The sequence below is a fragment of the Streptomyces virginiae genome, from assembly GCF_041432505.1.
In the GTDB taxonomy this organism is placed as follows: domain Bacteria; phylum Actinomycetota; class Actinomycetes; order Streptomycetales; family Streptomycetaceae; genus Streptomyces; species Streptomyces virginiae_A.
Window position 1 is genome coordinate 4,244,061 of record NZ_CP107871.1, and the last position, 22,750, is coordinate 4,266,810.

The 22,750-nt window shown below is 70.1% G+C and carries 14 protein-coding genes, 1 tRNA gene and 1 other RNA gene; 8 read left to right on the forward strand and 8 right to left on the reverse strand.

From position 1 onward, the window contains the following. Positions 1 to 56: 56 nt before the first annotated feature. The 5 genes from OG624_RS19790 to ffs form a co-directional block, all read right to left on the reverse strand. A complete protein-coding gene (locus tag OG624_RS19790; RefSeq protein ID WP_033223392.1) occupies positions 57 to 1,544 on the reverse strand; it encodes a N,N-dimethylformamidase beta subunit family domain-containing protein in 1,488 nt (495 codons plus the stop codon). A gap of 239 nt (positions 1,545 to 1,783) precedes the next feature. Next, positions 1,784 to 3,580, reverse strand: coding sequence for a hypothetical protein (locus OG624_RS19795; RefSeq protein WP_371639650.1), 1,797 nt, complete (start codon positions 3,578 to 3,580; stop codon positions 1,784 to 1,786). Positions 3,581 to 3,889: 309 nt separating this feature from the next. Then, the gene (gene purD / locus OG624_RS19800; protein ID WP_033223391.1) at positions 3,890 to 5,143 is read right to left on the reverse strand and encodes a phosphoribosylamine--glycine ligase; all 1,254 of its coding nucleotides are present in this window, start codon (positions 5,141 to 5,143) and stop codon (positions 3,890 to 3,892) included. A gap of 61 nt (positions 5,144 to 5,204) precedes the next feature. Beyond that, complete coding sequence (locus OG624_RS19805) at positions 5,205 to 7,382, reverse strand: DNA polymerase III subunit gamma and tau (protein WP_371639651.1); 2,178 nt, start codon at positions 7,380 to 7,382, stop codon at positions 5,205 to 5,207. A gap of 89 nt (positions 7,383 to 7,471) precedes the next feature. Beyond that, an RNA gene (gene ffs, locus OG624_RS19810) (signal recognition particle sRNA small type) lies at positions 7,472 to 7,570 on the reverse strand. 107 nt (positions 7,571 to 7,677) lie between these two features. On the opposite strand from ffs, the gene OG624_RS19815 reads away from it, so the two are divergent. The 4 genes from OG624_RS19815 (at position 7,678) to OG624_RS19830 (ending at position 14,078) form a co-directional block, all read left to right on the forward strand. Beyond that, positions 7,678 to 7,765: transfer RNA gene (locus OG624_RS19815), tRNA-Ser, on the forward strand. 426 nt (positions 7,766 to 8,191) lie between these two features. Then, complete coding sequence (locus OG624_RS19820) at positions 8,192 to 9,745, forward strand: type I restriction-modification system subunit M (RefSeq protein ID WP_371639652.1); 1,554 nt, start codon at positions 8,192 to 8,194, stop codon at positions 9,743 to 9,745. After that, positions 9,738 to 10,997: a restriction endonuclease subunit S gene (locus OG624_RS19825; protein WP_371639653.1), complete on the forward strand. Its 1,260-nt coding sequence runs from the start codon at positions 9,738 to 9,740 to the stop codon at positions 10,995 to 10,997. The genes OG624_RS19820 and OG624_RS19825 overlap by 8 nt, the downstream gene beginning before the upstream one ends. A gap of 3 nt (positions 10,998 to 11,000) precedes the next feature. Continuing rightward, a complete protein-coding gene (locus OG624_RS19830) occupies positions 11,001 to 14,078 on the forward strand; it encodes a type I restriction endonuclease subunit R (RefSeq protein ID WP_371639654.1) in 3,078 nt (1,025 codons plus the stop codon). Between the two features lie 127 nt (positions 14,079 to 14,205). On the opposite strand, the gene OG624_RS19835 is transcribed toward OG624_RS19830, so the two are convergent. From OG624_RS19835 to OG624_RS19845, 3 genes are all read right to left on the reverse strand, one after another. Next, a complete protein-coding gene (locus OG624_RS19835; protein ID WP_371639655.1) occupies positions 14,206 to 15,972 on the reverse strand; it encodes a tyrosine-type recombinase/integrase in 1,767 nt (588 codons plus the stop codon). Next, positions 15,969 to 16,268, reverse strand: coding sequence for a helix-turn-helix domain-containing protein (locus OG624_RS19840; RefSeq protein ID WP_371639656.1), 300 nt, complete (start codon positions 16,266 to 16,268; stop codon positions 15,969 to 15,971). Before OG624_RS19840 ends, OG624_RS19835 begins: the two co-directional genes overlap by 4 nt. 205 nt (positions 16,269 to 16,473) lie before the next feature. After that, positions 16,474 to 16,968 (reverse strand): helix-turn-helix transcriptional regulator, encoded by a 495-nt coding sequence (locus tag OG624_RS19845; RefSeq protein ID WP_371639657.1) that lies wholly within the window; start codon positions 16,966 to 16,968, stop codon positions 16,474 to 16,476. A gap of 282 nt (positions 16,969 to 17,250) precedes the next feature. Between OG624_RS19845 and OG624_RS19850 the strand changes: the two genes are divergently transcribed. The 4 genes from OG624_RS19850 (at position 17,251) to OG624_RS19865 (ending at position 22,671) form a co-directional block, all read left to right on the forward strand. Continuing rightward, positions 17,251 to 18,771 (forward strand): DnaB-like helicase N-terminal domain-containing protein, encoded by a 1,521-nt coding sequence (locus tag OG624_RS19850; protein ID WP_371639658.1) that lies wholly within the window; start codon positions 17,251 to 17,253, stop codon positions 18,769 to 18,771. Positions 18,772 to 19,202: 431 nt separating this feature from the next. Then, positions 19,203 to 20,165, forward strand: coding sequence for a DUF2637 domain-containing protein (locus tag OG624_RS19855; RefSeq protein WP_371639659.1), 963 nt, complete (start codon positions 19,203 to 19,205; stop codon positions 20,163 to 20,165). 116 nt (positions 20,166 to 20,281) lie between these two features. Beyond that, on the forward strand, positions 20,282 to 20,941 hold the full coding sequence (locus tag OG624_RS19860; RefSeq protein ID WP_371639660.1) for a plasmid mobilization protein: 660 nt from the start codon (positions 20,282 to 20,284) through the stop codon (positions 20,939 to 20,941). Next, the gene (locus OG624_RS19865; RefSeq protein WP_371639661.1) at positions 20,938 to 22,671 is read left to right on the forward strand and encodes a relaxase/mobilization nuclease domain-containing protein; all 1,734 of its coding nucleotides are present in this window, start codon (positions 20,938 to 20,940) and stop codon (positions 22,669 to 22,671) included. Before OG624_RS19860 ends, OG624_RS19865 begins: the two co-directional genes overlap by 4 nt. Positions 22,672 to 22,750 lie beyond the last annotated feature (79 nt).

Sequence of the window (22,750 nt, forward strand, 5' to 3'; positions counted from 1 at the left end):
GATCGCGGGGCCGGCGGCGGGGCGTCCGTGGGGTCGGTGGCGGGCCGTCCGTGGGGTCAGTCGTGCTTGCAGATCCGGTCGAGGAGATTGGCCGTGGCCCGCTGCACCCGCTCGTCGACGTGACCGGGCCGGTCGAGGGCCGGGGACCAGGCGAAGGTGCCGGAGGCGAAGACCAGCGCGCCGCTGGGCGCCCGGTAGAGGGAGGTCTCCTGGTGCCGGCGGGCGCCCTCGCTGTCGAGGTACGGGGAGTGCGCCAGCAGGATCCGGTCCTGGTGCTCGGGCAGCTGGGTGCGGGGGAAGTACCGGTCGGCCTCACCCGCGACCAGGCCGGGCAGCTCGTCGTTCTCGCCCGCGCCGGTGGAGTCCCACAGCCAGTGCCTGGCGTTGCGCACGATCAGGGGCGCGGGTTCGGGGACCCGGCCCGCGTACTGGATGCCGAGCAGCTGCTGCTCCGGACGGTCGACCTCGCGCCACAGGCTGGGGCGGCCCGGGCCGCGCCGTTTTCGGCAGGTGAGGAGCCGGTCGTCGACCCCGGAGGGGGACGGGCCGAGCTCGACCTGCCAGTACATGGTGTTGGCGGAGAGGAAGACGAGCGAGGTGCCGTGCCGGCGGGCACGTTCGACGGTACGGCGCATGGGGGCCGACCAGTACTCGTCGTGGCCGGGGAAGACCAGACCGCGGTAGCGGGTGGGGTCGACGCGGCCGGCGTGCAGGTCGCGGGTGTCGGCGTAGGCGATGTCGTAGCCGTAGCGCTCGGCCCAGCGGATGAAGTCGTAGGCGTGGCCCACGTGCAGGGGCAGGCCCGCGCCCGCGTAGGGGCGGTCGAAGGACACGGTGACGGCGGCGTCCTGCTCGCCCAGCAGTCGGCCCTGCTCGTCCCAGGCGTGGTAGAGGCTGGCGCCGCTGCGGCCGTCCTCCGGGTAGAGGTTGTAGGCCTGCCAGGTGATGTCGGGGAGCAGCAGCAGGAGGTCGGCGGGGTGGTCGTCGCGGACCGTGAAGGGGATGTGGGAGCGGTAGCCGTCGGCGGTGGTGAGCACCGCGACGTACGCGCCGACGCTCCAGTACGAGGGGACCTGGAGCCGCCAGGACAGCCACCAGTGGTGACAGGAGACGGTCCGGTCGGCGGCGAGCGGGGCCGGCTGGACGATGCCGGACAGCCGGGGGCTGGTGGTGATCTTGGAGGCTCCGTCGCCGCCGTAGTGGCCGATCCGGTAGACGTCGACGGAGAACTGCTGGGGCGGATCGACGGTGATGTGGAAGTCGATGGCCTCGCCGGGGGCCACCCCGCCGGTGGAGGCGAAACCCTTGATCTGCCGGTGCACGTCGTCGGCGGTGCGCGGACCGCCGTTGCCGCGGGCGCGGGGGATCTGGCCGGTGCCGGCGGCCGCGGCGGCCGGGTCCACGTACCAGGGCACGACGTGGCCGGTGTCGTCGAAGTAGAGCTCGCTGCCCCGGAACCAGGGCAGGGGGCCCTGCCCGAAGGGGTCGGACACCGCGTGCGCGAGCGCGCCTGACTCCCAACGCCGGATCTGGTCCGCACCCATGACCGCTCCCCTCCCTCGACCCCCCGAACGGGCGTACATCGCCTCCGTGCGCGGCTCCCGGCTCAGCCGAGGAGGTACTTTTCGGCACCCGCTCCAGGACATCCAGCCGCGACCGGTCCCAGCACATCACATAACGCACGCAGCCCGTCACTGTTCGTCGCGAATTGACGGGAACGGAACATTGACGTCCGGCTGCCCGTACGAGCCGTAGCCCTCCCGGGGAGGCGCATCGACCCGCCTCAGACCAGGCGGACCGGCTTCTCCGTGCGGACGCCCAGCGCCGAGAGCCAGTCCCGCAGCGGCTCCGGGTTCCCGTCCTCGACCAGGCACAGCACCCGCGGGGCCAGGTCCGAACGGCGGTCGCCGCCCACCAGCAGGACCGGCCCGTCGAGCCAGTCCAGCCCCGGGGTGGCCCCGGCCGAGTCCACGGCCGCGCAGCACACCATCGCCGTGACGTGATCGGCCAGCAGGTCCCGGCCGCTGCGCGGCGGCTGGAGCGGGAACAGCGGGAGGGTGTCCGCGCCGCGCGCCTTCCCGGCCCCGGCGGCCGGACCGGCCGCCCGCTCCTCGCGGGCCAGCTCACCGGTGATCCGGCCGGCCAGCGCCTCGCCGGCCGCGCCCTCACCGCCGCCGTCCGTGAGGTAGCCCAGCACCCGCTCCAGGGTGGGGCCGGCGAACGCGTCCGCGGTGGGGGAGGGGGAGTCGGCGGCCGCCAACGTGGCGGGACCGGCCGCTCCGGCGGCTCCTGAGGGGCCCTGGGAGCCGGGCCGGGCCGCAGGGGACGCGGGAGACACGGGGGCCGCAGGGGCCGCGGGGGATGCCGGGGATGCCGGGGATGCCGGGGCCGAAGGGCTCGCGGGCCGTCCCGCCGGAACGGCCAGGGCGTCCAGCGCGGCGTGCAGCCGGGCCGCCTCCGTCCGCCACTTGCGGTCCACGACCTCCTCCGGATACTCCGCCCAGTCCACCGGCGACCAGTCCGGCCCGGCCTCGGCCGGACCGCCATGGAAGAGCCGCGCGGCCAGCAGCGAGGTCGCCTCGTCGATCAACCCGGGCTGCTCCAGCAGGTCACAGGCGGGGCGCTCGCCCAGCCGCGAGGTGAACCCCTCGGCGAGCCGGTCCCGCCGGGACAGCTCGGTCAGCGCGGAGACCACCCCGGCGTCCAGGTGCGCCGGCCAGCGGCCCATCCGCCAGGCGGGCAGCGCGACCCGGGTCAGCAGCCGGTCCCAGCCCGCGTAGGCGAGGCCGACCTGCTCCTGGGCGACGATGCGCAGCCCGTAGTCCACACCCTGGGCACGCTCCGAGGCGGCCGCGGCCACCCCGCGCTCCATCTCGGCGGCGTCGGTCCGGCACAGCCGCAGCAGCAGCCGGGCCGGGGCCGCGATCCAACCGAGGCCGCGCCGACCGCCCACGTCCACGGCCGCGTCCAGGCCCCGTACAAAACCGCGCGCGTCGGCTATGTCCGGGTGCGCGGAAGGGCCCGTACCGGCGACGACGGGCGCGAGGACCGCCCGGAGCTCCGCGACCCGCATCCACCACATGAAGGGCGAGCCGATCACCAGCACCGGGGCCGCGCCGGGCTCGGACTCGGGCCCGACGGGTCCGGGCGCGCCGCCGAGGACGCGGGCGGCGCCGCGTCGGTGGGCCGCGTGACTGCGGTCCTCCAGCCAGCTGTCGCAGTCCGGGGTCAGGGCTATCGCGGAGGGCGGCGGCACGTCCATCCGGTCGGCCAGGTCCCGCACCAGCCGGTAGAGATCGGGCGCGGCGGCCTCCGAGAGCGGCACGGTCGGCGTCACGGCGGGACTCGCCCGCAGCACCACCGCGGCGAAGGCGCCACCGACGAGCAGCACCAGCACGGCGACCACACATACGACGAGAGTCACCGTGGGCCAGGGATCACCGGCCAGCCGGCCCGTCGCCCGGGCGGCCACCAGCACCACCGCGAGGGCGGCGGGCAGCAGCCCGACGGCCGAGGCCCTGCTGCGCACGCGCAGCACGGCCAGAGCGCGGGAACGCGCGGACGGCACGTTCGCTTCCATGATCGAACCGGTTCCGGACACGGCCGGACCTCACCCCCTCTGCCCTGCGGCGACGTTGCTCACTCCCCCACTGTGACACCCGCCACCGACATCGCAATGCCGGTGGGCCAAGTGCCGGAATGCTTGGCATCGCACCCTAGTTGGGGCACGCGCGGGCGTCAGGCGGACCGGGTGACGATCACCCGATGGAATGGCTTTGGGTAAAGGTGGGTGCGTTCGAACGCGGCCGGATGCAGTCGCACGCGGACACGCCCGCGGGCCCGGGCGCACGAGGTGCGCACCGGGCCCGCGGGTCCGTGGAGCGGCTGGTCAGCGACCCTCGGCCGCCTTGGCCGCGATGTCCGTACGGTGCTGCGAGCCGTCGAGACGGATGCGCGCCACCGCCTTATACGCCTTCGCGCGCGCCTGCGCCAGGTCGGAACCGGTCGCCGTCACCGACAGCACGCGGCCGCCCGCGCTGACCACCGTGTTGCCCTCGCGCCGGGTCCCGGCGTGCAGCACGTACGCATCGGGCTCGTCCTCGGCGGCCACCTCGAGCAGGCCCTCGATCGGGTCGCCGGTGCGGGGGGTCTCCGGGTAGTTGTGGGAGGCGATGACCACCGTGACGGCGGCGTCGTCGCGCCAGACGAGCGGGGGCAGCGCGTCCAGGGTGCCGTTGGCGGCGTTCAGCAGGACGCCGGCCAGCGGGGTGCGCAGCCGGGCCAGCACGACCTGGGTCTCGGGGTCGCCGAAGCGGGCGTTGAACTCGATGACCCGGGTACCGCGACCGGTGATCGCGAGGCCCGCGTAGAGCAGACCGGAGAAGGGTGTGCCGCGGCGGCGGAGCTCGTCGACGGTCGGCTGGAGGACCAGCTCCATGACCTCGTCGACCAGCTTCGGGTCGGCCCAGGGCAGCGGGGAGTACGCGCCCATGCCGCCGGTGTTGGGGCCCGCGTCGCCGTCCAGGGCGCGCTTGAAGTCCTGCGCCGGCTGGAGCGGGACCACGGTGACGCCGTCGGTGATGGCGAAGAGGGAGACCTCGGGGCCGTCGAGGTACTCCTCGATGACCACCCGGTCGCAGGCGAGGGCGTGCGCGCGGGCGGCGGCCAGGTCGTCGGTGACCACGACGCCCTTGCCGGCGGCCAGACCGTCGTCCTTGACGACGTACGGGGCGCCGAAGGCGTCGAGGGCCTCGTCCACCTCTTCGGGGGTGGTGCAGACGTAGCTGCGCGCGGTCGGGACCCCGGCCGCGGCCATCACGTCCTTCGCGAAGGCCTTGGAGCCTTCGAGCTGGGCGGCCTCGGCGGACGGGCCGAAGACGGGGATCCCGGCGGCGCGCACGGCGTCGGCGACGCCGGCGACCAGCGGGGCCTCCGGGCCGACGACGACCAGGTCGGCGGCGAGTTCGGTGGCGAGAGTCGCGACGGCAGCACCGTCTAGGGCGTCGACCGGGCGCAGCGTGGCCACGTCGGCGATACCGGCGTTGCCGGGAGCGCAGTACAGGGCGGAGACGGCGGGGTCGAGGGACAGAGAGCGGCACAGGGCATGTTCGCGGGCGCCGCCGCCGATGACGAGGACCTTCACGCTGCTCAGCCTAGCCGGGACGGCGCGGTCGGCTTCGTGCGGCCACCCAATTCAGGAGCGGCTACTCATTCGTGTATTCCTCCACAACGGTGGCTCCGAGCTCGCGCACGATGAGGTCGTGTCCGGTCAGGGCGCTCTCGACGAGGTCGGGATCGTCCTCCTCGGCGAAGTCGTCCTCGGGGGCCACCGGCGGGGGCGCCTGCTGTACGGGGGGCTGCGGGGCGGGAGCCGAGTGCTGGGACGGCGGCTGCTGCTGCGGGTGCTGGGCGGGCGGGGTCTGCTGGGCGGACGGTTGCTGCGGCTGCTGCGCCGGCGGCGGGTTGTAGGCGGGGGCGGGGGCGGCCGGAGCCCCGTACGAGGAGCCGTACGAGGCGGTCTGGACCGGGGCCGGGGAGCCGCCGCCGATGACGGCGTCGATCTTCCAGTTGACCTGGAACTGCTCGGCCAGAACCGCCTTGAGGACGTCCTCGCTGCCGCTGCTGGCGAAGTTGTCGCGGGCTCCGACATTGGGGAAGCCCAGCTGGAGGGTGGTTCCGTCGAAGCCGGTGACCTGGGCGTTCTGGCTGAGCAGGATCCAGGTGAAGCGGCGGCGGTTCTTGACGGCCTCCAGCACGCCGGGCCACATCGCCTGCACCTGTCCGGCTCCGGCGGCCATGCCGGGGGAAGGCGCCGCGGCGGCCGGGGCGGGGGTGGCGGCCGGGGCCACGGGCGCGGGAGCGGGGGCGGGGGCCGGGGCGGACGCTGAGGGCCAGGCACCCGCGGCGGGCGCCGGGGCCGCGGCTCCGGGCCACGCACCGGGAGCGCCGCTCCCGGGCTGCGCGGCGCCGGGCCAGGCGCCGGGGGCGGGGGCGGCCGGGGCCTGGGCCGGGGCGGGCGCGGGAACCGCAGCCGCCGGAGTGGCCGGAACCGGTTCGGGAGCCTGCGCCGGAGCGGGCGCAGGAGTGGGCGCGGGGGCCGCGGCACGTGCGGCGGCGGCACCCCCACCGGGACCGGCGGGCGCCATGGCGTGCGCCTCGGGCCCGGGCACGTATCCCATGGCGGGCGCGGCGACCGGCGGCGCGGCGAAGGCGGCGGCGGGCGGACCGCTGCGCTCCAACCGGTCGAGCCGGGCCTGGAAGGACCGCTCGTCGTCGAAGGCGGCGGGCAGCAGCACCCGGGCGCAGATCAGCTCCAGCTGCAGCCGGGGCGAGGTCGCGCCGCGCATCTCAGTGAGCCCGGTGTTGACCAGATCGGCTGCGCGCGACAGCTCGGCGGCCCCGAACACGGACGCCTGGGCCTGCATCCGCTCGACGACATCGGCGGGGGCGTCGATCAGCCCCTTCTCCCCGGCGTCCGGCACGGCGGCCAGGATCACCAGGTCGCGCAGCCGCTCCAGCAGGTCGGCGACGAACCGGCGCGGGTCGTTCCCGCCCTCCACGACCCGGTCGACGACCTCGAACGCGGCCGCCCCGTCGCCGGCGGCGAAGGCGTCGACGACGGAGTCGAGCAGCGAACCGTCGGTGTAGCCGAGCAGCGAGGTGGCCATGGCATACGTCACACCGTCTTCGGCGGCGCCGGCGAGCAGCTGGTCCATGACGGACATCGAGTCACGCACGGAACCGGCGCCGGCGCGCACGACCAGCGGCAGCACCCCGTCCTCGACCTTGGCGCCCTCGCGCCCGCAGACCTCGCCCAGGTAGTCCCGGAGGGTGCCGGGCGGCACCAGCCGGAAGGGGTAGTGGTGCGTCCTGGACCGGATGGTCCCAATCACCTTCTCCGGCTCCGTGGTGGCGAAGATGAACTTGAGGTGCTCCGGCGGCTCCTCGACCACCTTCAGCAGGGCGTTGAAGCCCGCCGAGGTGACCATGTGGGCCTCATCGATGATGTAGATCTTGTAGCGGCTGGACGCCGGTCCGAAGAATGCCTTCTCGCGCAGGTCACGGGCATCGTCCACACCACCGTGCGACGCGGCGTCGATCTCGATGACGTCGATGGACCCCGGCCCGTTCCTGGCGAGGTCCTGGCAGGACTGGCACTCCCCGCAGGGGGTGGGGGTGGGACCCTGCTCACAGTTCAGGCACCGGGCGAGGATGCGCGCGCTGGTGGTCTTTCCGCAGCCGCGCGGCCCGCTGAACAGGTACGCGTGATTGACCCGGTTGTTCCGCAGGGCCTGCATCAGCGGGGCAGTGACATGCTCCTGCCCGATGACCTCGGCGAACGACTCGGGGCGATAGCGGCGGTACAGCGCAAGGGACGACACGTATACGAGGTTATCCGGGCCCACCGACATCAGCGGCCCGCCGAAGCCCTTGAAGGCCGTCCAGGACGGTGTCCGAGGCGGTGCCCGGAACGCAAAGCGCCCCCCACGCACCCGCCAGAGCCCACTTACCCTTGCTGCCTTCCGGCCCTGGGGGAGTTCGGTGAGATAGCGCCACGTGAGGGGCTGGCCCCACCCTAGCGGATGGAAGCCCCCGGAATCGAGCCGGACCCCCACCCGCCCTCCGCCCGACGATCACGTTCGCGAGCACCCCTCAACGTCTTGTATTGTTTGCGGCGGAGGATTCGCCTAGTGGCCTAGGGCGCACGCTTGGAAAGCGTGTTGGGGGCAACCCCTCACGAGTTCGAATCTCGTATCCTCCGCCAGTGCCTCACCGGGCACGATGTCGAAGGGCCCCACCGTTCGCGGTGGGGCCCTTCGACGTGTGTGGTCTCAGTTTTGGTCTCAGTTGCGCAGGGCGGACAGCCCTGAACCTCTGCGGGCAGACTCCGGTGTCGGCCCTTCTCAAGGATCGGGGCATCGAGTGAGAGCCGGGGCCTCCTCTGCGCCTCGTCCTGCGCTTCCCGCGCTCGACGCTCAGCGTGGATGTTGCTCCATGGCGTCCCACCGCCGCGCATGTGTGCTCCTCACCACCCACTGGCCCACCTTTGCCGCCGGCCTCCGTCGACCTGAACCCGCCAGCAGAAAGGCTGACCACGCCCCACTGTCGGAGGGACAAAATAGGATGCCCAGCGGCAACACCACGGCTTCCAGACCGCCACCCTCTTGACGAGCAAGGACACCCTCATCTGATGGCAGTGACCCAGCAGGAGATCGAGAACCGCTTGTGGGACGCCGCCGACGAGCTGCGCGTGGCGATGCCCGAAGCGCAGTACTCCTCGGTGGTCTTCCCGCTGATGTTCTGGAAGTACCTGTCGGACACCTGGGAGCACAACCACCAGGAGTTCCTGGCCCAGTACGAGGGTTTGGACGGCCTCTCCGCCGAGGAAGCCCACGAGATCGAATACCGCGACCACCAGTCGTTCGAGATTCCGTTCATCCACGCTGGCACGGTCCAGGAACGTCGCGCCTCTTGGTCGTCCATCCTCGCCACCGTCGCCCAGCACGGCCTCGGCCAGCGGGTTCGTGCATCCCTCCAGGCCATCGAGTCGGCCAACCCTGACAAGTTCTCCCGTCTGTTCGGGTCCATGACCTGGACCTCCGAAGCGGTGCTGCCGGGGGAGGTGCTGGCGTCGGTCATGCGGGCGATGGACCGCGCCCCGAAAATGCACGAGGGCAACATGTCCCACGACGTGCTCGGTGGAGCGTACGAGTACCTCCTGAAGCGGTTCTCCGACGGGTCCGGTACCCGTGCTGGCCAGTTCTTCACCCCGCGCGAGGTCGTCGAGCTGATCATCGAACTGCTGGACCCCAAGAACCACGAGTCGGTCTACGACCCGACCTGCGGGTCGGGCGGCATGCTCATTGCCGCCGCGAGCCTGCTGAAATCTCACGGCGGGCGGGGATACACGCTCAGCCTCAACGGGCAGGAAGCGGTAACGGACACCGCAGGTGTGGCCCGCATGAACCTCTTCATGCACAACCTGACCGAGTTCAAGGTCGAGGTCGGCGACACCCTGAGGGACCCCCGCTTCAAGAAGCCGGACGGGTCCGTCAAGCAATTCGACGTGATCGTCGCCAATCCGCCCTACAGCCTGAAGTGGAAGCCCTGGACCAACGACCCGCGCGCCATCGGAGGGGTCGCCCCACAGTCGTCGGCGGACTGGGCCTTCGTGCAGCACATGATCGCCAGCATGGACCCGAAGAAGGGCCGTGCCGGCGTCGTCCTGCCGCACGGCGTCCTCTTCCGAGGCGGCCAGGAGGCAGCCATCCGCCAGCGCGTCCTGGACGACGACCTCCTGGAAGCCGTGATCGGGCTGCCCGCGAACCTCTTTTACAGCACGACGATTCCCACCTGCGTCCTCGTATTCCGTGCCCCCGGCACCAAGAACCCGGGGCGGCAAGACGGCGTGCTGTTCATCGACGCCTCCACACGGTTCACCAAAGCCAAGAACCGCCACGTCCTCACTGATGTAGACATCACCGACATCGTGACCGCCTACCACTCAGACTTCGACGGCGACGGAGGTGCCGGCCTCTCGGCGCGGTTCATCCCCGCCACAGAGATCGTCGCGAATGGGTACGACCTCAACATCGGCCGCTACATCAAGCATGCCGCCGCCGAGCAGGAGGACCTCGGCACCCTCATCGACGCCTACAACATCGCCCGGGCCGAGCGCCAAAAGACCGAGCAGCGCATGCTCGCGGTCCTCTCTGCCGCTGGCATCGAGGGCTTCGATGAGTGACTGGCAGCAGATCAGCCTCGGCGACCTGGAGACTCCTGTGCGCCGCAAGGCAGCCGTTCCGCCGCAGGGATCGAGTGCTTCGATGAGTGACGATTATCCGCTTCGCCCGCTCGGGGAGGTGATGCGCCTCGACATCCAGCGCACACCGATGAAGCCTGCAACTACCTACCGCCTAGCCGGGGTCCTGAATGCAGGAAAGGGGGTTGTCGCTAAGGGTGACCTCGACGGCGGAGATACAGAGTACGCAGCAATGAACGTGCTGCGCGCCGACCAGGTCGTGATGCGAAAACTGACCGCGTGGGAAGGCCCGATCACCGTAGTACCTGCCGAGTTCGATGGATTCGTCGTCAGCAACGAGTTCCCTACGTTTACGCTTGGCCCAGAACTGATGCCCGACTGGATGAGGCACGTCTGCCGCTCACCGCAACTGTGGGCAGAAATGAAGAACCGAGTGAGCGGGACAGTTCAACGACGCAAGCGCCTCAACCCAGAGCAACTCTTGCAGATCCAACTGCCGATCCCACCTCGTGAGTCGCAAGCGCGGATCGTCGAGATGCTCGACGCGGTCGATGACCAGATCGCAGCACTCGAAGCCGAGGTTGACGCCGTCGTTAGAGTCCGTACGGGTATGGTCGGAAGGTCTGCCGATATCGAGGAAACACCCCTTGGAAGCCTAGGAGTTGTGTCGCAGGGGAAGGGACTTCCGAAAGAGTTCCAGGGCAAGCGAACGGGCGAGGTTTCTTGGTACAAGATTGCGGACATGACCGGCCCCGGGAACGATTTCGGTTACACCCTTGCCGATACTAGGCTCACGCTCTCGGAGGTAGCTGAGAACGGCGGGGTCGTGGTCGAAGCTGGCGCGGTGACATTTCCGAGGGTAGGGGCAGCCATTCTCACCGAGAAGAAGCGGATCGTGGATACCCCTGGAGCGCTGGATGAGAACCACCTCATCATCACGCCCGGGGAAGGGACGAACTCGGAGTATCTGCTGGCGGTCATAGAGAGCTTCGCGCTCTCGGATCTGGTCCGTCCGGGCGCCGTGCCTTCGTTGAACATGGGTCTGATTCGTTCGACGAAAGTTCCTTGGAGCTCGACGGAGAACCAGTCTTTCGGGACTGCGCTAGGCGCGCTCCGAGCTGAATCTCGTGCCCTAGCAGCCGAGGCTGCCAGCCTTCGTGCCACTCGGGCAGCCCTCCTTTCGGGTCTGCTGGACCGCACCATCGACATCAAGTCCGCCAAGTTGGAGGTCTAAGCCGTGCCGAAGGGCGTTCGGGAGCGCGAGTTCCAGAACCTGATGATCCAGTGGTCCCTCCCTATGGGTTGGGGCTATACAGCGGGCCGGTCGCTGTCGCGTGAGACGACGCAGACGGTGGTCGTCGGCCAGCTGCGGGACGCCATCGTGCGGCTCAACCCTGGGGTGATCGACGGGTTCGATGTGGACGCGGTGGTTGAGGAGATCATCGCCACGGTCAACGCCGTCGACGGCGGGCTGGTGCGGGCCAACGAGCAGGTGCTGAAACTGCTGCGAGGGCACAAGGAGTTCCGGGGCGCCGACGGCGTGTGGCACGCCTTGAAGGTCATCGATTTCGAGCACCCGACCGCCAACACGCTGGTCGTCTCGGACGAGGTGACAATAACCGTCCCCGGCAAGACCCCTCGCCGTTTCGACCTCGTGTACTGGGTGAACGGCCTTCCTCTGGTAGTAGTCGAGGTGAAGTCACCGACCGCGAAGTCCGGGTGGGCCGACGCCGCGCGCGAGATCAACGACGTGTACGCCACCGAGTACCCGTGGTTCTTCACCCCCAATGTCTTCGCCATCGCCTCCGACGGGCTGAAACTTCGGTTCGGCGCCGCCGGCGCACCCATCAACCAGTGGCAGCCGTTCCGGTCCACTGCCGACGACGAGAACCTGTCCGGGCAGGCGGACGTGCAGCGCTCCGTCGAGCTGCTGCTCAACCCCATCACCATCCTGGACATGCTCGCTAACTTCGCCCTCTTCGACACATCCGGGGGCGGAGCGGACAAGAAGTACCTGCCTCGCTACCCGCAGATGGAAGCCGCCCATCTGATCCACGAGCGAGTCCTGGCCAACGGCCAGAAGGGTCTGATCTGGCATCACCAAGGCAGCGGAAAGACGCTACTGATGGTGTTCGCCGCCTCACTGCTGCTGGCCGACACGCGTACCGAGTCGCCCACGATCATCCTGCTCTCGGACCGGACCCAGCTCGTCAGGCAGACCTCCGGTGTGTTCACCTCCGCGATGGGGGACGCCTACTTCCACCAGCCTGCCGACAGCAAGGAGTTGCGTTCCCTGCTGGCCAACGACGTGCGCGGCGTCATCTCCACGACCGTCCACAAGTTCGCTAAAGCCGGCAAGGACCTGTCGACCCGGGGCAACGTCATCGTTCTGGTCGACGAGGCACACCGCACCCAGTCCGCCAGAGAGGATTCACTGGCCGGGCAGATGCGTGCAGCGTTGCCGCACGCGAAGTTCTTCGGCATGACCGGCACCCCTATCAGGAACCTCGCCACCGACACCTTCGCCCTCTTCGGCGAGGAGGCCGACCCAGACAGGGTGCTGCACCGATACTCGGTGTCCCGCTCTTTGCAGGACGAGGCGACCGTCCCGGTCGTGCTGGACCCGCATCCGGTCCTCTTCGAGATGAACGACCAGGCGTTGCAGGCTGAATTCGATCAGTTCGCCGACGAATTCGACCTTGACGACCCCGACCGTGAAACCCTGTCCCGCAAGTTCGGGCGCCTCACCTCGGTGTTCGCCAACCCCGAACGCATACAGACGGTCTGCCAGGACATCGTGGACCACTACCTGGCCGGCGCCTACCGCAACGGCCTCAAAGCCCAGGTCGTGGCTTACAACCGTGAGCTGGCTGTGGCTTACACGGACAAGATCAATGAACTGCTGACCGGTTTCGAGGCGTCGCAGGTGCTCGCCGAGGTCGGCAAGCACGACCGGATCACCGCCGAGGTCAACGTCCACGTCAAGGACTCCAAGGACGAGGACCCCGCCATGCGGCCGTACCAGCTCTCGGAGGCCGACGAGGAGGACCAGAAGCGACGCTTCCTCACCCCGGACGATCCGTTGTGCTTCCTGGTGGTGACCGCGAAGCTGATGACGGGGTTCGACGCCCCGAACGAGGGCGTCCTCTACCTGGACAAGCCGTTGAAGGCCCACAACCTGTTCCAGACGATCACCCGGCCGAACCGCACCTGGGTTTCCCCGGCCGGGTTCGTGAAGACCTCCGGGGTGGTCGTGGACTACATCGGCCTGGCCGAGGAGGTCCAGCGTGCCGTCGTCGACCCCACCGCGGAGGGGGCCGCTGGCAAGGGGGGAGGGTTCGTCACCGATCTGACCGAGCTGGTTGCCGAGTTCCGCAACACCTTCGCCCACATCGAAGACCTCTTCACGGACGTGGACGGCCTGGACCTCACGGTCCATGGATACGAGTCCGTGCGAGCCATCAACGTCTTCCTGGACGCCGACCCTGTCGCCGCCGAGGTGTTCTCCAAGGACTACCGGCTCTTGGCCCGTCTGTACCCGCTTATCAACACCGACAAGCGGATCGCCAAGTATCGGGACGGTTTCGCCCTGTTCGGGTCCGCGTACACGACCCTGTTCAAGAAGTCCTCCGACGAGGAGAGGAAGGAACGCCTGGGCGAGCTGGGACCGATGGTTCTGGAGATAATCAATGCCCACGTCCACTCCTTCTCTGTGGTCGCTTCCCACGAGGAACCCCTCGTTCTCGACGCCCAGGGCATCGCCATCCTCAAGGAGCTGCTGGCCCTCGTCCGCCCCAAGTCCGACAAGGACGACAGCGAGGACAAGAAGCCGCCGTCTGCGGCGGAGATCCTGGACCAGATCAAGGCCGCCCTCGAGAAGGGCCTCGAACCGGGGTCCGCGAAGTACACCGCCCTGGCAGAGCGGATCAGGCAGCTGCGGGACCGGATCATCCAGAACGCCCAGGACGCCCTGGAGTTCCTGGCCGAAGCACTCCGAGTCGCCCGTGCCATCGTGAACGCCGAGAAGCACCCTGCCGAAGCCGTCGTGCTGGATGATGACCATGTAGGTGTCCTGTCGCGGATCATCCACGACCACGCACCGTCCGGCCTTACCGTCACGGAGCGGAACCTGGCCGAGGAGATCGACCAGGTGGTCAAGCGCACCCTCGCCCAGTCATGGGACAACGCCGAGGCCCGCAACCGCGGCGTCCGCCGTGCCACCGCCACGGTCTTCCGCCGATACATGTTGAAGCCGGTGGGGGAGCCGTATGGCTCCACCGTCGCCTACATCGAAGCCCACTATCTCGTCGACTGATGTACACACTGAGGCCCGGCAACCTGCGGCGGTTGCCGGGCCTCGTCGCGTGTGGGCCCGATGTACACCCTGGCATCACCGGGCCGGCACTCCATTGATTCGCCGCGGTGGGCGGCAATCCGGGGCACTACCAGTCGTCAGTGTCCCCGTATTTTCCTGGATGCCGTGCGCGGTCCACAGCCTGTGCACACGCTTCGGCGAAGGCCACCTCCACGGCGTCCTTGTCCGTGCCTCGCACCTGAGCCTCGACCTCTTGGCCCGTGCCGGGTCGTCGGGCCGTGCGCCAGGCCGAGGTGCGGTCGGCGTAGCGGTCGGTCTCGAAGTCCCAGGCCGGCACCGACCACTGCTCCGGGACCCCGGTCGCCGCGCGTTCCCCACCGGGGAGGAACAGAGCTCGGGCGTGGAAGACCACGGCCCGCTCCGGTACACGGTCGCGGATGGCGCTCGCGCCGCCGGAGCCCTGATGTTCCCATCGCCAGCGGTCCCATTCCTCGACCTCGGCAGGGTGGTCGGGCCAGTCCTCGCTCCAGCGTGCGACGACCTCGTCGGCGTTCTCGCGGTAGAGGAAGGGAACGCACCGCTCGCCGAGATGGGCGACGTGCACCACCAGCTCGGCGGGGACGGGACTCTGGCCGACGTCCGGCGCGGCACTTCCCGCAGCCTGCTCCGTGCCCCACAGGAGGCCGCCAACTTTGGCGGCGGTGTCCTTGAGGACGCGGCTCGTCAGGTGCTGGTAGCGGCGGCGCATCCGGGCGGACTTGCCGGGCTCCCAGCCCATGATCGCGTCGACGACCGCGTCGGAAACACCGAGGATGAGCAGGACCGTCGCCGCGGTATGGCGGGCGTCGTGGAGGCGGGCATCGCGGACGCCTGCAGCCTTCAGCAGCTCCTTCCACTTGTGGTAGTCCGTGTTCGGGTTCAGAGGTTCGCCTATGGGCGAGGTGAAGACGTACCCCTTCTCGGTCCACAGGTCGCGGGCAAGGGCACGCTCGCGGGCCTGTTCCTCCTTTTGCTGACGCAGCAGCTGGAGCAGTTCGTCGGGAGCGCCGATGGGCCGCTGGCCGGCGCGGGACTTCGCGTTCTTGGTCTCGCGTCGGGTGTTGATCTTCTGGGGGCAGAAGCCAGGTTTACGCCCGCAGCGGTCACCGCAGCCGTGCTTGTAGCGGGGTCGCAGCCGGCCACGGCGTACGCGGATGACGCCGAGGTCGAAGTCGACGTCGTCCCACTGCATGCCCAAGACTTCGCCCTGCCGCAGGCCCAGGGCTAGGGCGATGACCCAGCGGGCGGTGTTGCGGTGCTTCGCGGCCTCGGCAAGCAGGCGCTGGACCTCCTCGACCGTGTACGGCTCGACCTCCTCCTCTTCCAGGCGCGGGGCCTTGGCGATCGTGGCCGGGTTGACCGTGAGGTGGGCGCGACGGACCGCTTCGTTGAGAGCGGTGCGGACGGTGCGGTGGACCTGGTGGGCGGTGCCGGCAGCGCTGCCGGAGTTCTGCATCTTCTTGTAGAAGCGCTCCAGGTGCTCGGGCTCGAGCTTCTCCAGCCGGTGGGCACCGAGGCCGGGGATGAGGTGGTGGTTCACCGCAACGCGGTAGCCATCGATGGTGTTCTCGGAGACATGGGCTGCGGCGATGTTCTCGACCCAGTGGGTGAGCCACGTCTCGAGCGTCCAGCTCTGCCCGGCCTTGCGGACTGTGCCCTTGTCGCGCTGGCGCTCCAGCTCGCGGACAGCCTTGGTGACCTCGGCGCGGGTCTTGCGGCCGACGTGGCGTCGGTCGGGCGTGCCGTCGTCCTTGACGCCGACGGTGACGCGGCCGTGCCATCTGCCGTCCTTGCCGAGGTAGATCGTGGAGGCGCCGTTGGGCTGGCGGGGCTTCGGTGCGGAGGCTCGCGTCACGCGGCGGCCCCGAAGTCGCTCGCCGACAGGCGGCCGGCCAGGAAGTCGTTCACCGCCTCTGCTGGGATGCGGCGCAAGCTGCCGATCTTGACGGAGACGATCTCCCCTGAGGCGACGTACTCGTACAGCTTGGTGCGGCCGATGCCGAGGCGACGTGCGGCTTCGGCGACGGTGAGGCCGACGAGGGTGGTGTCGCCCTGGTCGCTGCCGCGTTCGGCTATGAGCGCGCGGAGCGAGTCCTCTGGGACGTCGAGGAGCTGGGCGATCTGGGCAAGGGGCAGGGCGTGCTGGGGCAAGGGTGTGCTCCTCCTCCGGCGCACGCGGTCACAGGGGCGGCAACCCTTGCGGACCAGGCCGGTGGTGATGTTCAGGGATGGGCAGTGCTGATGCAGCAAGGCGTGGGTGCACGTTTCTCGGCGCTAGCGGCACCGAGGCGTGTCCTGCCGATAGCCGGAACGTCGCGGGCCTACCCGCGTGCTCGGCCTCGTGGCCCGCGCTCATTCAGGGGTGTTGGCGCTTCCACGCGTCTTCTTCGCGGCGCATCAGCTGTTCGAGTTCGGCCTTCTGCTCGTCGCCGTAGCTGGCGAAGTGCTTCAGCTCGAACTCAATGTGGTCGAGCTCGCGTTCCAGGATCTGCGCGTCACGCTGCACACGCGCGAGCGCGGCCCTCTTAGCGATGCGTTCGCGGACAAGACCGCGGACCGCCGCGTCGGCATGTTTCATGGGCGGCGCGGTCAGCTCGTCCATGGTGAGGTCGAATACCTGGCAGAAGCCGAGCGCCTCGTCGAGATTGACCCGGCGTCGCGGCTTGCCGCTCTCGATGCGCCAGATCGCGGCCTGGTTGACCGGGTGACCGGCCTCGGCCATTTTCTCGGCCAGGGCGACCGTACTCCAGCCGCGCGCCTCACGTTCCTGCTTGATGCGATCGGCTACGTAGTCCTCGGGCACAGGCCGGTCCGGGCCCGCTGCGCGTGCCGTGCCCTCTTTGCCGCTCATACCCACCTCCTCCCTTCAGGGTGACCCCAGGGGGTCCACTGCGGCCAGGGTCAGAAGTGAACACCATTGCGGAGCCGAATGCAAGTCATTGCATTATCGAAACTCCTGGGTATGCTGTCCGTCCACCCCCGAACGCCGGGGAACGCAGACGGACATGGAAAAGCCCCCGATGCTGCGAAGCACCGGGGGCAAGCATGAACCCTCGAAACCGCCCATCCCTGAACGATCGAACCGGCCCGGCCGGGGTTGCCGCCCCATATGGCCAGCCGGGTGAGGAGCTCAATGCCCCAGGGTACGACCCTGCCTCCCCAGACGCCATCCCACTTCAGCGAGGGCGCCTCGCCACTGGATCCGCCCTTCAACGTCGACGCCGAGCGCGCGGTCCTCGGCGCCTGCATGCACAAAGCCGACGTCATCGACGCGGTCCGGCCCATCCTCGGCGACGACGCCTTCTACCGGCCCGCCCACGAGACGATCTGGCGCGCGCTCCTCGCCCAGCGCCGCGAGGACAGTCCCACCGACCCGATCGTCCTTACCGAGCTGCTCCAGCAGCAAGGCGACCTGCAGCGGGTCGGCGGTCCCGCCTACGTGTTCCAGCTCGCCGACGCGCCCTACGGCACCGGCAGCGCGGAGCACCACGCGGAGATCGTCCGCGAGAAGGCCGAGCTGCGCCGCCTGGTGACCTCCGCCGTGCGCACTCTCCAGCGGGCCCAGGAGCCCGGCGCGGATCCCGAGGCGATACGCAGCGAGGTCGAGGCGGAAGTACGCGCCGAACGGGAGCGCGCACTGGCCTCGGGGCAGGGGCGGCTGTCCCGCTTCGCCAAAGACGGATGGTCGTTCGTCAAGGAGACCGGCGCCGACACGGAGCCCTTGTGGGGCACGCGCGAGAAGACCGTCTGGGCCTCCGGCGAGAGCCTGATGATCGTCGGCGCTCCGGGTGTCGGCAAGACCACGCTGGCCCATCAGGTGGTCTTCGCCCGCCTCGGGTTGCAGGAGACCGTCCTGGAGATGCCCGTCGCGCCCAGCCGACGGGTGCTGTACCTGGCGATGGACCGTCCCAAGCAGATCGCCAAGGCTATGGCCCGCCGCGTCTTCCAGACCGACGAGAAGATCCTTCGGGAGCGGCTCGTGGTCTGGGAGGGCCCACTGCCCGCCACCCTCGACAAGGAGCCCGACCTCCTCGCCGACCTCGCCGCCGCCCACCAGGCCGACACCATCGTGATCGACAGCCTCAAGGACGCGGTCAGCACGATGGTCGACGACAGCCTCGCGGTCGCCTTCCACAACGCCCGAAACCGGGCCCTGCGCGGCGGCGTGGAAATCATGGAGCTGCACCACCAGCGCAAGGCCAGCGCCGACGCGCCGCGCGGCCAGCGCCCCAGCCTGGACCAGGTCTACGGCTCCACCTGGTACGTCTCCGGCGCGGGCAGTGTCCTGTTCGTCACCGGAAAGGCCGGCGACCCCGCCGTCACCCTGCATCACCTCAAGACCCCCACCGGTGAGATCGGCCCCTTGGACGTCACCCACGACCACGTGCGCGGCACCACCATCGTCGACCCCACCAAGGACCCCGCGGTCCTGTTGCGCAACGCACCGGGCGGACTGTCCGCACGCGACCTGGCAACCATCCTCATCGGCGGCGGCGACCCCGACCGCGCCGACATCGAAAAGGCACGACGCCACCTCGGTCGGCTCGTCGACAGTGGCCTGGCAACGAAGGCCGACGGCATCGCCGGAGGGACCGGAGGCGGCCAGCAGGCCCGCTACTACCCCTCTGCCCGCCACCTCACCGCCGTCGGCTAACCCCCGCGCCGGCCCCTGCGGAGCGTTCACGCAGGCGTACACGCGCCCCTCCCGCACGCACAGGCCCACAACCCGCCGCAGGCGTGCACGCTCACCACAAAACCGCAGGTCACACGATCACGGAGGCGTACACGCCGTACACGCACCCAGGCGTACACGCGCGAGCCCCCCTTTAGAAGGGGGCTCGCGTGAACGCCCCCCGCGTGAACGCCGTGAACGACCCCAACACAAGACCCCCGCTTCCCCGCCCTGGAGCCCCTGCCTTGCTCTCCCCTGCCCCAAGCACCCCGGCAGCCACACGCGGCAACCACAGCTTCCGCGCCAGCAGCGCCCCGCTCCCCGCCCACCCCGGCCGTCAAGGACGAGACCCTCGCCAAAGTAACGATCCTGCCGGCGCCCGCCGAGCACCCGCACCCGCCGGGGCCCGTCGCGTGAACCGCAGCGCACGCATCGCCCTCGTCATCGGCCTGGTGGCCGTGGTCCTCATGGCCTTTCGCGTCTCGTGGAACGCGCTGTCCGACGTGGCCCGCGCCATCGGCGCAGACTCCACCGCCGCCCTGCTCTACCCGATCGTGGTCGACGGGCTGATGGCCCTCGCGCTAGTCGCCGCGCTCATGCTGACCGGTGCCGACCGCACGTTCGCGCTGCGGGTCCTGGCGGCCTACACGATCGCCAGCCTCCTGCTGAACTACGTGCACGGGCTCGTTCCGGCCCTGCACACCACCTCGGTCCAGTGGGGCCGGCTGGCCGACTGGGACCCCGCGAACTTGGCCCTCGTACTGCTGGCGACCTCGCTCCCGGTCGGGTCGATCTACTTCGGGTCGGACCTCGTGGCCAAGGTGCTGCACCACACCCCCGAGTCGGCCGACCCCGCAGAAATGGCCTCCGACCAGTCGGGCGACCGGCAAGCCGACCAGTCGGCTGGCGAGGAGGCCCCACGGTCGAGGTCTGACCAGGCCAAACCGGACCCCGAGCAGCCGACCGAGTCGACCCCCCTGAAGGTCACCGAGCCACCCGTGACGAGGCCGACCGAGCCCGATACACCGTCCCCCACTCCTGCTGCCCGACCACCCCGGTCGGCCGCCGTGGCGGAGTCGACGGGGTCGGCGCCGCGTCGGGCGACCGGTCGGGTCCCCGCCGCCAAGCCGACCGCCCACCGCAACCGCACCGACGCCGAAGTCCTCCACGAGGCCCGACTCCTGACCGCCGACTGGAGCGACGACCAGCTGACCGCCGAGCGTCTGCGCACCACACTACGGATCGGCCAGAAACCAGCCCGCCTCCTGCGCAACCAACTGCAGGCCGAGCGCACAGGCCAGACCCAGCCCGTCGCGGACGGCGGCTACAAGGTCGGGCCAATCGACGAAGCCGCCACCCCCGCCGGCACCGTCTGACCCCCCACAAAGGCACCGACCCTGCCCTTCCGGCGCATCCCGTGTCCCCATTCAGCCGAGCACGGGGCAGCACACAGCCAAGCACCCGGCACCAGCACCCCACGGAGAACCGATCCATGCACGACCCGAACCACGAACTCCCCACCTCCCAGCAGCACATGACCACCGGCTACAAGAGCGCAGCAAGTTGTACCCAGAGCATTGCTCCCGTCGGGAGCAATGCTCTGGGCTCCCCCGCCCCCAGGGTGGCGGGAGGGGACCCGCGCCAGGGGGCGCCGGTCCTTCGGGATGCGCCCGAGGGCGGACCGCACCCGGGCGGGGACGGACAGCACACATGCCACACCGCCCACTGCACGCACACCACGTCGAGCTCGTCGCACGTGCGCCAGCGTGAACGCCTGCGCGCCGAGAACAAGCGCATGCACCAGCCCAGCTGCCGCCTGAACGACGACGAATACCAGCTCCTCACCGACGCGGCCTCGGTCTGCAGGATGAGCGTCGCTGGCTTCCTCGCCCACGCCGCACTGAAGGCCGCACGCGACCTCGACCGCACCGAAGCCGAGATCGCCACCCGCCGGGAGATCGTCAGCGAGCTGTTCGCCCTGCGCCGGGCCCTCGGCCAGATCGGCAACAACCTCAACCAGGTTGCCACCGTCCTGAACTCCGGAGCCGACGCCCCGCACGCCGAGGCAGTCCTCGAAGCCGTCCGGCGGACCGCCGAGCGCGTGGACGACTTCTCCCAGCGCTACTTGGAGACGGAGACCCCCGCCGGATGATCCCCCGCGTCCACAAGATGGGCAGCCGCACCATCGGCCTGATCCGCTACCTCTACGGCCCGGGCACCCACGAGGAACACACCGACCCCCACCTCGTCGCCGCCTGGGACGCCCTCGCCCCCGACCCCGGCCGCAATCCCCACGCCACATACGAGGACCTGCAACAGCTTCTCGACCAGCCCGTCCAGGCACTGCCGGAATCGCGGCGCCCCGCCAAGCACGTCTGGCACCTGTCCGTACGCGCCGCACCCGAGGACCCGATCCTCACCGACGACCAGTGGGGCGACATCGCCCGCCGCATGGTCGCCGCCACCGGCATAGCCCCCGACGACGACACCGCTGGCTGCCGCTGGGCAGCCGTCCGCCACGCCGACGACCACATCCACATCATCGCCACCACCGTCCGCGAAGACGGCCGCCGACCCCGCCGCCACAACGAAGCCAAACGCGCCCAGGCCGAAGCCCGCCACATCGAAGCCGACCACAACATGCGCCGCCTCAACACCGGCGACGGCACCGCCGCACGCCGCCCCACCAGCGCCGAACGCCACAAGGCCAACCGCCACAACCAGGAACGCACCCCGAGGGAGACATTGCGCGAGACCGTCCGCCAGGCAGTCGCCGGCGCCCACAGCGAGGAAGAGTTCTTCGCCCGCCTCGCCGCCACCGGCCTCCTCATCCGGCAACGCGTCGCACCGTCCGGGGACCTCCTCGGCTACACCGTCGCCCTCCCCGACGACCGCAACAAGCACGGCGACCCCGTCTACTACTCCGGATCGAAGCTCGCCCCAGACCTCTCCCTGCCCCGCATACGCGAACGCTTCACCACGCCGACAGAAGCCCCGGAAAACGACAGCCGCCACGAGTCGCCCGCCCTGCCGCCGGTGACCGGTCCCGCGTTCGCGCGGCGCAGGGCCACCGCCGCCACCTGGCAGGCACTGCTGATCATCGACCGCGGCGACGACGGCACGGCAGCAGCCCACATCGCCGCCGCCGCGGAAGTCCTCGACGCGCTCGCCAAAACTTCCGCCGCCCACACCCGAAAGGAACTCCGCGAGGCAGCCTTCGCGTTCGAACGCGCCAGCCGCTCTCATGTGAAGGCCGTACGAGGGCACGACCGTGCTCTTCGGCAGGCCGCCCGCGACATCGTCCACAGCGGGCCCTCCCTCGGCCAAGGCGAGGACGGCGCCACCACCGCCATGCTCATCGACATGGCGTTCTTCCTCGCCACCACGGCGGCGAACTGGCACGCCAAGAGACACCACGCCCAGCAGGCAGCAGCCGCCCGACAGGCCGCCGAACACCTCCGCGCCGCCTACCAGGCAGCCGCCACCCAGCCCATGGGCGTCCTCCAGCAGCGAGGCCAACGCCTGACCCTGCATGTTCAACAGCGGCAAGCCGCCCTCGTCCGCCAGGCGCTGCCGGAGCTGGCCGAACGAGTCCTGGCCGAGCCCGGCTGGCCCGCCCTCGTCGCCACCCTCACCGACGCCCAGAAGGCCGGACACGACCCGGCCGCCCTGCTCGCCGAAGCCACCCAGCGGCGCGAGCTCGACACCGCCACCTCGATCAGCGATGTCCTCGTCTGGCGCCTACGTCGCAGCGCCCACCTGCCCGCCGCACCCGAAGCTCCGCACGAGCCGCCTGCCCGCGGCGACAGGCGCACACCTGCGGCGGCACCCGCCGCACAGCCAGCAGCCAAGGCAGCAAGCAACTCAACCCGACGGCGCTGACCGGACAAGAGCGGCTGAAGGTAACCGATGATCCCCGGTTAGCCAAACCGGGGATTCTCCAGACCATTGATGCACACCC

Bases quoted from the DNA above. Each gene is read 5' to 3' on its own strand.
- OG624_RS19790 (WP_033223392.1), bottom strand. From the start codon at position 1,544: ATGGGTGCGGACCAGATCCGGCGTTGGGAGTCAGGCGCGCTCGCGCAC.
- OG624_RS19795 (WP_371639650.1), bottom strand. From the start codon at position 3,580: ATGGAAGCGAACGTGCCGTCCGCGCGTTCCCGCGCTCTGGCCGTGCTG.
- OG624_RS19820 (WP_371639652.1), top strand. From the start codon at position 8,192: ATGGCAGTGACCCAGCAGGAGATCGAGAACCGCTTGTGGGACGCCGCC.
- OG624_RS19825 (WP_371639653.1), top strand. From the start codon at position 9,738: ATGAGTGACTGGCAGCAGATCAGCCTCGGCGACCTGGAGACTCCTGTG.
- OG624_RS19845 (WP_371639657.1), bottom strand. From the start codon at position 16,968: ATGAGCGGCAAAGAGGGCACGGCACGCGCAGCGGGCCCGGACCGGCCT.
- OG624_RS19850 (WP_371639658.1), top strand. From the start codon at position 17,251: ATGCCCCAGGGTACGACCCTGCCTCCCCAGACGCCATCCCACTTCAGC.
- OG624_RS19860 (WP_371639660.1), top strand. From the start codon at position 20,282: ATGCACGACCCGAACCACGAACTCCCCACCTCCCAGCAGCACATGACC.
- OG624_RS19865 (WP_371639661.1), top strand. From the start codon at position 20,938: ATGATCCCCCGCGTCCACAAGATGGGCAGCCGCACCATCGGCCTGATC.